Source organism: Kitasatospora sp. NPDC087861, from assembly GCF_044742585.1.
GTDB lineage: Bacteria > Actinomycetota > Actinomycetes > Streptomycetales > Streptomycetaceae > Kitasatospora.
In genome coordinates this window covers 1-9,247 of the sequence record NZ_JBIUUS010000081.1, presented here as the reverse complement: position 1 = coordinate 9,247, position 9,247 = coordinate 1, and the positions used below count along the sequence as shown (strand labels likewise).

Sequence of the window (9,247 nt, the reverse complement as noted above, 5' to 3'; positions counted from 1 at the left end):
CGCCGCCCTGCGCGTACCTCACAGAACCACAGCTACCGGACCCGAACCCTCGCTGTCAGGCGAACGGCCCGACTTCACTCATTCAAGTTCAGTAGCGGAGGCGGAGGCCGTGTGGGAGCGGTTCGTGATCGCCCGCGCGACGGTGGCCGAGGTCTTGGCGGAACCTTGTGGGGGCAAGGCGGTGCCGCCGGTCGTGGTGGCCGGTGGGCGGCCGGCGCGGGTTGCGGCAGCGGTGCCCGGTTCCGTGGTGCCGCAGTGGCGGGAAGGGCTCGACGCCGGTGTGCTGGCGCCGGACTACCAGAGGCTCATGGGCGCTCTGGCTGGTGGGGACGGGTCTTGCGGGGAGGCGATGGACGTTCGCCAACTCGCGGCGGCCCTCGGGCTGGAGCCGGTTCCGGCGAAGGTGGAGGGGGTGCGGTCGAAGGTGAAGCGCCTGGCCGCGCGGGGCTGGCTGGCAGAGGAGCGCCCGGGGATGTTCAGCGTCGTCGCCGGGCGAGGCGTCGGCTCATGACCATGCTCATCGACCATCGGATCATCGCCTCCGAGGTGTCGGTGCGACTCTCGTAGTCGCGGGCCAGGCGGCGTGAGTGCATCAGCCACGCGAACGTCCGCTCCACCAGCCACCTCTTCGGCAGGACGACGAAGCCCGTGGTGTCGTCGCTGCGTTTGACCACCGTCAGCGCGATGCGCCAGGCGTCGCGGGCGGGCGTCGTGCGCGGCCAGGGCGCGCAGGACCCGCCAGATCGTGCGGAAGCTGGAGGCCTCGATCTCGGCGTCGGCCTCCGCCTTCACAGCCTCCCCGGCGTCGCCCACCTCGGACGGGGCGGCGGCCGCCATGTCGTCGCCCACCTCGGGGCTGGGCAGGTAGACCGGGATGATGACCCACGAGACCTTGCCCAAGGTAGGACTGGCGCAACGCCCTGCCGACGGCCTGGACGATGTCGATGACCGACGACTTCGGGTCCGCGAAGCAGATCGCATCCACGGCCCGGACGTCGATGCCTTCCGAGAGCAGGCCCACACCGGCGAGGATGCCGCACTCCTCGCCGTCCTCGCCGGTGTGGGCCTTGAATTCGGCGAACGCGGCCCGGCGGTCCTTGAGGAGGTCGGTGCTGGCGACCGCCTTCGCCCAGACCCGCTCCGGGCGCTCCGCGTCCTCCAGCAGCTCCGAGGCGTCCAGCAGGTGTTGTCACGTTGACGGGCGGGTGATCGTCTGACGGGTCGCCAGGGTGTGGTGGGGTCGGGTTCCGGGTCCTGGTTCAGGCTGCGGCGGGCAGGCCGATGCTGCCGGTGATGTGGTCCCAGATGGTGAAGCGGAGGGTCATTTCGAGGCGGTGTTCGGCGGCGGTCATCAGGTGTCGTCGGGGTCGGAAGTGGGGGGAGATGCCGCTGAACGCGGACAGAAACCGTTGGGCGGCGCCGGGTGAGCGGAAGTACTTCATGGCCCTCTCACGCTGGCGGGTGGGTTGGTGGGAGTTCTCGGCCCGGTTGTTCAATCCCCTGTGGGCGCGGTGCTCGACGGAGCCGTGTTCCGCGGTATCGCGGTGAAGAGCCGGTGCCGATCGTTATCACCGGCCTCGGGGCGTGGCTTGCGGCCGTGGTCCTGGAGCGGGAGCTGAGGATGCTCCAGAGCTTTCTACGGAGTGCTCTGTATCCCGGAGCCCTGCGAACCGAAGACCCGGGCCACACAGCGATCTAGAAGATCACCGAAGGCCCGGGCTGAATCGATGTCAGGGGTCGGCAGCGTTCCCGCGTCGTCGATGGTTGCGATGAAGTCGACGTCGGCCCAACCGCCACGGAACAGGACGACCGAGAGCTGTGCGTCGCCGTGGCCTGTGATGAGGATGCCGATCGAGTCGGGTTCGGTCACCGAGGACCGGTCCGCTTCAAGGCGCTGTGGCCACGGCGCGGCCTCGTCACGCCAGGTCACGTGCCCGACTACCAGCCCCCGGCGCTCCCAATCCGTCCTGCGCTCGGCGACTTCGACAGCCGCGTGACCAAGATCGACGATTTGTTCCATGTACAGATCATGACGACCAGCGAGCGCAGCCTCCACCTGTTTCAGCCGGCGGCAGGCACGCCCCACCGTATGACCACACGTTGCAGCGCTTCCAGGTTCCCGACCTGCGGTACGCAGCGCTCCCCGAACTCATCACTCAGCGCCTTCCGTTGTCGAGGACGAAGTCACTGTGCGCGGTGTGCCGGGGGCGTCGGGGCTCGGTGAAAGGCGTGAAACGGCCGGAGGTGCCGGAGTCCGATTCGCGGGAGCTCCTGACTTGAAACCGCGAAGAATTCGCAGAAATCGCCGTCTGGGAAAGTCAGTTGGCCAGGGCGACGGGATTCGAGGCTACGAAGCGCAGCGCCTCGATCACCGGCTGCGCAAAGAAATCTCAGCGGCTTACTCAGTCGCCGCGAAGACGTCCTGGACATACGCTGGTGCTATTGACGGCGGTCATGTGGCCGCCGGACAGGGCGATCTGTCGCCGATGGCATCCTGGCCATCGCATGAGCCAGGCGTGCGGCCCGCTTCCGTGACGGCCGTGGTCCGCGCCGGCACTTGCTGCTGCTTTCTGTGCGACCAGGGGGGTCGCAATGAGAAATCCAACTCGGGTACACCATCGCGCCGCGAACATCTTCGCAACGGCGCTGATGACCGGAGGCATGATGCTGGCGACGGTTGCCACCGCGACCGTCTCCCCTGCGGCGGAGTTTCCCGCCCAGATCAGCTCCGGCGACCAACAGGCCATCCTCTCCGAGACCAACAGCGTTCGCGCCCAGGCCGGCCAGTCAGGTCTGACCTGGGACAGCGGGCTTGCCTCCGCGGCACAGTCCTGGGCTGACAACCCGGCATCCACCGCGGGCGGCTCGTTGCACCACGGGCCGACAAGCAACGCCGCCGAGAACATGTCGAGCGCCGGGCCGAGCCAGGCCACGGGGCAGTGGGCCAGTGAGAAGAGCGCCTACGACTCCGATCCCAACCATGACCCGTACGCCAACCAGACGGGGTACTACCGCTGGGGTCACTACTACAACATGATCAACCCTAGTTACAGCAAGATGGGCTGCGGAGCGAAGAGCGGCGTCACGGTGTGCAGGTACTCGCCCTGAGCCACCCGGCACCTCCGGACGCGGACCGGGTCGTCGCCGTCGACTCCGCCGTCATCCGATCGCTGCTGGCCCGGGCAGCGAGCCTGGGCCAGCCTTCCCCTGACAGGCTGCGCCCCGCGAGAGGTTCGGGTGCGGCGACTCGCAGACTCGGCCGGGGCCCCGCGGCCGTCGCCGTGCTGGACGAAAGCCGTAAGGGCCGCCAGGGGGCCGCGGAAGGCCGTGTGGTGCACTTTGGCTCACCACGTCGACGCCCGCGCCCTCGCCAAGGTCCTGGCATCCGCTCGGGCCTGCGAGGACGCCGAGTGGCCCGTCACCATCGACCCCGAGCAGCCGGCGCAGGGCGTGTGCGCCAAGATGCAGGCCGGGGTGCGCCCCGAGGAGACCGGGATCGACCCGCTCAAGGCGGCTGGCGGGCGCATGCGGGTGATCGCCAGCGACGCCTACGGCGATTTCGAGTTCTTCGACGCTTCCCGACGCGGTCCGGAGCGCCGCGAGTTCGCCGTCGCCCTCGGCCGGTTCTAAGGGCTCGCTCCCAAGCGGGTGCCCGTGTGGTCGACACCGGGCTCGCCCCCAAATCCCAACGGCTCGACCAACGCCCTGCGCGGCGATGTCCTCGGCGCGCTCGGCGTCCTCAAGGTCGCTACCGCTGACCAGCGACCGCACGGTGCACTGGTGGCGCCGTACCTGGCCCGGCCACACCCGCGCCGGCTACCCGCCGGTCGCCCTGGTCGTCACCGACGCCGGACCGGTCGCGCTGGCCAACCGGCAGCAGAACGCGGCCGAGCTGTCGGCCGAGGTCTGGGGCGGGCAGTGGTGCACGGTGCGCCGGGACGACAACGACGGGGACGGCTGGCGGGTCTACGACGACGCCGTCCCGGTCGTCGTGACCACCCTGGAGCTGCTGGCCGAGCCCGGCCCGCTCGGCCCCGTCTGGTGGCGCTACGGCCGCCCCGGACGGCACTGTCTGACCGACGCGCTGGACAACCCGGACAACCGCACCGCCTACGACCAGTGCCAGAAGGCCCGCGAGAAGAAGGCCCGCCAGGCCCACCACGAGCTGATGCAGACCCTGGCCTGCGCCGACTGCGGCCAGGTCCCCAAGCAGAAAGCACCTACGAGTACGGGCTCCACGGACAGTGGACCCGCCGCCCCGGCGGCCACTGCTACCCCTGCCACCACAAGCACGAGGAACGCCAGGAGAAGGCTGCCGCCAAGGCCCTCAAGTGCCTGGAGAAGGCCCGGGAGACCAACGCCGCGCTGCGCCGGTGCTGGACGTGCCGGGGCTCGGTTGGTGGGAAGGCGGGCTCACCGCTGGAACTCGACGAGAAGGCGGGCCCGGACCGGTTGGAGTGTCCGCAGTGCGTGAGCGACCGGGAGGTGGAGGAGCTGGGCCCGCTGGTGCTGCCCGCCCCGACCAAGCGGGAGTTGGTGGCCGCGATGGTGACCGCGCCGAGCGATCCGTGGTGGTGGGTGGGGGGGCAGCATGCCCGCGACTTTCCGGCTTGATCTGGCCCTCGCGTTCGAGCCGGTCGAACTCGTCCGGGTCGAGGTTGGGCATGAAGGGCAATCTGTTCACATCAAATGCCCTCTCAGTCCAGGGCGGGCCGCACAGCCGGGGTGAGCAGGGCGGTCAGCTGGGAGATGTCGTCGAGGGCTTCGAGGCCGAGGACGGCGTTCTCGATGGCGGCCTGGCGGCCCGGGGAGACCACGGAGTGCGTCAGGCTGCGGTACTTGTCGACGATCTCCGCGTTGGTCAGAAGGCGGTCGCCGGTGCCGCGGGGGTGCCGGACGACCGCCTCGCGGACGCCGCCGTCTTTCAGGGTCAGGCGCAACCGTGTAGTGAGCCTTTCATCGGCCGGGAGCCGGTCGTACGCCTCTTCGTGGCGTGTTTCCGTGCGGTCGATCAGGTTCCACACGTCGTCGCGATTGATCCGTTCCTCGGTGAACTGGCCGATGAGCACGTCCCCGTCGATGAGCGCCACCGCCACCGTGTAGGCCACGTTCATCTGGGCGCCGATCGGCTCGAGCGGTCGGACCGCCCGCCACCCTCCGTGTCCATAGGCGGCTTCCGGTAGGTCGATCTCGATTCGTTCGACCTGGTCGGCCGTCAGCTTGTGCTCCGACCGCAGGTGGAGGGCAGCGTCGATGGCGGCGTGCAGCAGGCCCATGGCGGCGTATGCCTTCACCGCGATGCGCTCGGTCTCCCAGACCGTGCCCAGGCCCGCGGTGATCTGCCCGGCGTCGGGGCTGTGCCCCTCTCCGAAGGTGGACAGGAAGCCGCCGTACTCACGCTCGAAGACCCGCTTGATGCCGACGTAGCCCGACGCGGCGAGCGCGGCCGCGGTCAGGCCGTTGCGCGCGGCGAAGCCGTGCTGCATCCGCTTGACCATCGACTCGAACTGCGCCGACATCAGGCCGCATGACTGGGTGGCGGCCATCCCTAAGGCGTCCTCGAATCCGGCGGCGTCCAGCCCATAGAGCGTCCCGGCAGACACCGCGGCGCTGTGGGTACCGAAGACCACACCCGAATGCCAGCCGCGGGAGATCATCTCCAGGCCCCCCAGGGCCATGCCCACCCGTGGCCCCGTCTCATAGCCGAGGATCGCGCCGAGCAGGAAGCGGGCCCCTGACACCTCACCGACGTGTGGGACCGCCGCGAGCATGGCTGGCACGACCAGCGCGTTGCTGTGCAATGGGGCGAGCGGGTGGTAGTCGTCGAGTTCGAAGCCCTGGATGAAGCTGGAGTTGAGCATCGCCGCCGACGGCGCGCTGGTCGTGAGGGCTCCCCAGCCGATCAGCGCGGCGCTCCCGGCGTTGTCCAGCGCGGTGACCCCCTCGACACCCTTGCGGGAGACAGGAAGCCTGGCTCCGACCAGGGCACAGGCAATACCGTCGAGCAGCAGGTGCTTGGCGCGCTCGCGCACGGAACGCGGCATCTCTCCCAGCGAGGTGCCGGCAAGCCAGGTGGCCAGCCGGCCGGTGGGACCCGTGGGGTCTGTGGGGTCGCCGCCGTCGTTGTCGGCCACCCGATCGGGCCGATCGGGCTTGGGTTCGGAGATACTCATGGGCTTTCTGCACTCCTGCCGTTTCCAGTGCGGTCCTGCGAACGTCGTTGCTGACGGTCGCTCATGGTGACGCAGTGGAAGGCCCTTACATCGGCAGCCCTGTCCACCTGTCGCCTGATTCACTGAGATGCCCGAGTGCATCGCCCTCACCTGCGCCTTCGGCCTCGGCGCCTTGCCGATTGCTGCCGACCAAGCGGGAGCTGGTGGCCGCGTTGGTCTCCGCTACCGGTGGTCAACCTGGTTGGTGCCCAGGCTGAGTTCGCGTCAGGCAGTGGTGCCGAACAGATCGGCGAGCAGCCTGGTGCAGGCGGTCAGCTGCGCTACGGTCTGCTCGTCGCCGCCTCCGGGGCGGTGGAGTTCGACGAACGCCCGCGGCCGGAGGCGTTCGTCGCCGGCGCCGGCGGTGCAGGCGAGTTCGGCGGTGGGCCGGTACACCTCGGTGCTGTCGGCGGACAGCTCGGAGGCGGAGGCTGTCGGCGCCGTAGTGCTTGACGATCGCCCTGGTGGTGGGAGCCAGCGCGGGGACAGTGCGGACGGGCGGAGCAGGGCAGGGACGACGGGGAGGAGGCTCTCACCTCGGCCGCCGGCTCCAGGGCACCGACCTGCCTGACGCTCTGTCCGGCCCTCCGGCGATTCGAGCATGCATATTTCGAGGCTGGGTGGCAGCGTGGATGCCTCAAGATCCGGATGCGCGCGGACGGCCTGGATGCATGAGATGGACAGCCATGCCCTTGGGGGCACGACACCGGGCGGACCGGGAGAACACCGGTCTACCCGGGGCGGGCTGCGCTCGCGGCTGCGGGTGCGCAGTGTTGCCGGGCAGGTGTTCCTGTGGATGCTGGTCGTGGTGGTGCTGCTGGTCGGCGCGGCGCTGACGGCGCTCGTCCTCCAGGCCCGGAACTACGCCACGAGTGATGCCGCGCACCGCACGCGCGCCGCAGCCGTCACGTTGTCGCGCTATCCAGGGATGGCGGCTGCTCTGGACAGTGCCGATCCGACCGCGGTGCTGCAGCCGCTGGCCCTGGACGTGCAGAAGAGCGGCGGCTTCGACTACATCGTGATCTTCGGCACCAACGGGATCCGTTACGCCTCCACCGACCATCCCGAGCTGATCGGACAGCACGTCTACGGCTCCTACCAGGGGGCCCTGAAGGGGCCGGTCACCACGACCGAGACCACGCCGCTGGGACATGACATGGACACCGTTGCGCCGATTGCCAGGCCGGATGGTTCGGTCGCCGGCCTGGTCTCGGTGGGCCAATCCGTCAAGAATGCAACCAGCGTGGCGGCCCGGCAGCTGCCGGTCCTGCTCGGTGGTGCGGTGGCTGCGCTGGCCGCGGAGACGGGCGGGGCGGTGCTGGTGCGGCGGCGGCTGCGGCGCCAGACGCACGGCCAGGGCCCGGCCGAGATGACGCGGATGTACGAGCACCATGACGCGGTGCTGCACGCGGTGCGCGAGGGTGTGCTGATCGTCGGCGGGCACGGGCGGGTGGTGCTGGCGAACGACGAGGCCCGGCGGTTGCTGGAGCTGCCGCCCGAGGTGGAGGGGCGGCCGGTCGCCGAGCTGGGGCTCGATCCTGGGCTGGCCGAGCTGCTGGTGTCGGGGCGGGCCGCCACCGACGAGGTGCACCTGGTCGAGGACCGGCTGCTCGCGGTCAACAACCGTCCGACCGCGCCGTTCGGCGGGGGGCCGGGGAGTGTGGCGACGGTCCGGGACACTACCGAGCTGCGGGCGCTGGCCGGGCAGGCCGAGGCGGTGCGGGCGCGGCTTAGGCCGCTGTACGACGCGGGGCTTCGGGTGGGCACCACCCTGGACGTGGTGCGGACCGCGCAGGAGCTGGCGGATGTGGCGGTTCCCGGGTTCGCGGACTTCGTCACGGTCGAGCTGGCCGAGGCGGTGCTGCGGGGGGACGAGCCGCTGCCGGGTACGGGTATTGCTGGCGGCCCGCGGATCCGCTGTGTGGCCGCCGGCGGCATCCGCGAGGAGTGGCCGTTCTATCCGGTGGGTGCGCAGATCAGTCCGCTGCCCGGCACACCGGAGGCCACTGCCCTGGAGAGCGGGCGTGCCACGCTGGTGGCCGAGCTTCGTCGGGCGCGGGCCTGGCGGGCGCGCGACCCGCGGACCGCCGAGCGGATCCTCGCGTTCGGAGTCCACTCGCTGATCTCCGCGCCGCTCAAGGCGCGCGGCCTGACCCTGGGCACGGTCACTTTCTGGCGCGCGGGGGAGTCCGCACCGTTCGGGGAGGAGGATGTCTCCTTCGCTGAGGAGCTGGTCGCGCGCGCGGCGATGTGCGTCGACAACGCCCGCCGCTACACCCGCGAACACCGGATGGCCGAGACGCTGCAGCGTAGCCTGCTGCCCCGCAGCCTGCCCCGGCAGAGCGCCCTGGAGGTGGCCTACCGCTACCGGCCGGCGCAGCGGGGGGTCGGCGGGGACTGGTTCGACGTCATCCCGTTGCCCGGCTTCCGCGTGGCGCTCGTCGTCGGCGACGTCGTCGGCCACGGCCTGCACGCCGCCGCCACCATGGGCCGACTGCGCACGGCCGTGCTCAACTTCTCCGCCCTCGACCTGCCCCCGGACGAGCTGCTCGCCCGCCTCGACGAACTGGTCGCCCACCTCGACCAGGGTGAGGCGGCTGCGGGAGAAGGTGGCATCGAGGGCGAGGGTGAGCGGGCGGTCACGGGCGCCACCTGCCTGTACGCGATCTACGATCCGGTCTCCGGGCACTGCACGATGGCGCGGGCGGGGCACCCCCCGCCCGCGCTGGTGCAGACCGACGGCAGCGTGGAGTTCGTCGACCTACCCGCCGGCCCGCCGCTCGGCGTGGGCGGCCTGCCCTTCGAAACCACCGAACTCCAGCTGGCACCCGGCACCGCACTGGTGCTCTATACCAATGAGGATTTTCCAACCTGAAGTTGCAGGTCACGGGGCTAGCGTGGGGCGAGGGTGGGGTGCTCGTGCCGGTCAGCGGCGTGATCGCTAGTGTCCTGCGCCGCTAGTTCGTCGTTAGTTGTCATGTGACTTCTACTGCTGGTGGGTCTGTTCCTCGTCGAGGTCCGAAACTGGAGGCGTT

General features: G+C 70.2%; 10 protein-coding genes and 2 pseudogenes. 6 read left to right on the top strand and 6 right to left on the bottom strand.

The window, feature by feature from the left end; genetic code table 11:
* The coding region (locus ACIOJE_RS40820) for a hypothetical protein (protein WP_400783710.1) at positions 1–511 on the top strand (511 nt) is incomplete at its 5' end.
* Here the strand turns inward: ACIOJE_RS40820 and ACIOJE_RS40815 are convergent.
* From ACIOJE_RS40815 to ACIOJE_RS40800, 4 genes and pseudogenes are all read right to left on the bottom strand, one after another.
* Positions 477–674: pseudogene (locus ACIOJE_RS40815) on the bottom strand (transposase); the annotation flags it as partial. The gene ACIOJE_RS40820 and the pseudogene ACIOJE_RS40815 overlap by 35 nt on opposite strands.
* Positions 675–676: 2 nt before the next feature.
* On the bottom strand, positions 677–1,162 hold the full coding sequence (locus tag ACIOJE_RS40810; RefSeq protein WP_400783716.1) for a helicase-related protein: 486 nt from the start codon (positions 1,160–1,162) through the stop codon (positions 677–679).
* A 97-nt stretch (positions 1,163–1,259) separates the two neighbouring features.
* A pseudogene (locus ACIOJE_RS40805) lies at positions 1,260–1,523 on the bottom strand (DDE-type integrase/transposase/recombinase); the annotation flags it as partial.
* Positions 1,524–1,636: 113 nt separating this feature from the next.
* Positions 1,637–2,020, bottom strand: a complete 384-nt coding sequence (locus ACIOJE_RS40800) for a hypothetical protein (protein WP_400783707.1) — start codon at positions 2,018–2,020, stop codon at positions 1,637–1,639.
* A gap of 641 nt (positions 2,021–2,661) precedes the next feature.
* Between ACIOJE_RS40800 and ACIOJE_RS40795 the strand changes: the two genes are divergently transcribed.
* The 4 genes from ACIOJE_RS40795 (at position 2,662) to ACIOJE_RS40780 (ending at position 4,614) form a co-directional block, all read left to right on the top strand.
* Positions 2,662–3,108: a CAP domain-containing protein gene (locus ACIOJE_RS40795; protein ID WP_400783705.1), complete on the top strand. Its 447-nt coding sequence runs from the start codon at positions 2,662–2,664 to the stop codon at positions 3,106–3,108.
* 231 nt (positions 3,109–3,339) lie between these two features.
* Positions 3,340–3,630, top strand: a complete 291-nt coding sequence (locus ACIOJE_RS40790; protein ID WP_400783702.1) for a hypothetical protein — start codon at positions 3,340–3,342, stop codon at positions 3,628–3,630.
* An 85-nt stretch (positions 3,631–3,715) separates the two neighbouring features.
* Positions 3,716–4,474: a hypothetical protein gene (locus ACIOJE_RS40785; protein WP_400783700.1), complete on the top strand. Its 759-nt coding sequence runs from the start codon at positions 3,716–3,718 to the stop codon at positions 4,472–4,474.
* The gene (locus tag ACIOJE_RS40780; protein WP_400783698.1) at positions 4,471–4,614 is read left to right on the top strand and encodes a hypothetical protein; all 144 of its coding nucleotides are present in this window, start codon (positions 4,471–4,473) and stop codon (positions 4,612–4,614) included. The genes ACIOJE_RS40785 and ACIOJE_RS40780 overlap by 4 nt, the downstream gene beginning before the upstream one ends.
* Before the next feature lie 83 nt (positions 4,615–4,697).
* Here ACIOJE_RS40780 and ACIOJE_RS40775 read toward each other — a convergent pair whose 3' ends face one another.
* Together ACIOJE_RS40775 and ACIOJE_RS40770 are read right to left on the bottom strand one after the other, a co-directional pair.
* Positions 4,698–6,173 (bottom strand): MmgE/PrpD family protein, encoded by a 1,476-nt coding sequence (locus tag ACIOJE_RS40775; protein WP_280685121.1) that lies wholly within the window; start codon positions 6,171–6,173, stop codon positions 4,698–4,700.
* Positions 6,174–6,437: 264 nt separating this feature from the next.
* A complete protein-coding gene (locus ACIOJE_RS40770) occupies positions 6,438–6,608 on the bottom strand; it encodes a hypothetical protein (RefSeq protein WP_280685120.1) in 171 nt (56 codons plus the stop codon).
* Positions 6,609–7,008: 400 nt separating this feature from the next.
* Between ACIOJE_RS40770 and ACIOJE_RS40765 the strand changes: the two genes are divergently transcribed.
* On the top strand, positions 7,009–9,087 hold the full coding sequence (locus ACIOJE_RS40765) for a SpoIIE family protein phosphatase (protein ID WP_400783713.1): 2,079 nt from the start codon (positions 7,009–7,011) through the stop codon (positions 9,085–9,087).
* Positions 9,088–9,247 lie beyond the last annotated feature (160 nt).

Bases quoted from the DNA above. Each gene is read 5' to 3' on its own strand.
- ACIOJE_RS40800 (WP_400783707.1), bottom strand. From the start codon at position 2,020: ATGGAACAAATCGTCGATCTTGGTCACGCGGCTGTCGAAGTCGCCGAG.
- ACIOJE_RS40795 (WP_400783705.1), top strand. From the start codon at position 2,662: ATGATGCTGGCGACGGTTGCCACCGCGACCGTCTCCCCTGCGGCGGAG.
- ACIOJE_RS40785 (WP_400783700.1), top strand. From the start codon at position 3,716: ATGTCCTCGGCGCGCTCGGCGTCCTCAAGGTCGCTACCGCTGACCAGC.
- ACIOJE_RS40775 (WP_280685121.1), bottom strand. From the start codon at position 6,173: ATGAGTATCTCCGAACCCAAGCCCGATCGGCCCGATCGGGTGGCCGAC.
- ACIOJE_RS40765 (WP_400783713.1), top strand. From the start codon at position 7,009: ATGCTGGTCGTGGTGGTGCTGCTGGTCGGCGCGGCGCTGACGGCGCTC.